The 466-nt window shown below is 61.8% G+C and carries 1 protein-coding gene; it reads left to right on the top strand.

What is annotated here, in order from left to right:
• Positions 1-245 precede the first annotated feature (245 nt).
• Positions 246-466: hypothetical protein (locus RM844_RS32510; RefSeq protein WP_311671039.1), on the top strand; the 221-nt coding region annotated here is incomplete at its 3' end.

Here is a 466-nt window from a genome sequence, read left to right as displayed (position 1 = left end):
CCTGGTACCTGTTCAATCTCTCGCGGTCGCGAGCCGACCGTCCGGTGGTGACCGATCTACCGGAGTACTGCTCGGTGTACTGGTCGTACGACTACCGGTAGGTGCGCCAGAATCGCGCAGATTCAAAGACTGTCAACCTCGCCGTCTCCGGTCGAAGGTATTCCCGTGCGGCTTGTTACGGGTCCGTAAAACCCGATGTGGCCGCTGATCGCTGCGCCACAAGCAGACTCGCGAAAGGGAAGACAGTGACCGCAATCGCCGTCAACGGATCATCTCGAACCACCCCACTCGATCCGGTCGCGCTCGACCCCGAAGCACTGGGTTATCCGGCCGACAACCGGGCGGCCATCCCGCCGCTGGCCAAGCAGTGGGAGGGGCTTGATTTCCGCGAGATCCTCTCCCGGCCGGCCGCTTTTCTGTCGATCAGCCAATCCAACTCGTTGTACAAGCCGGGTGGGGTTCAGTA

Source organism: Streptomyces chisholmiae, from assembly GCF_031845445.1.
GTDB lineage: Bacteria > Actinomycetota > Actinomycetes > Streptomycetales > Streptomycetaceae > Streptomyces > Streptomyces chisholmiae.
Note: the sequence above shows the minus strand (reverse complement) of the source record. Positions and strands in the feature narration are given on the sequence as shown.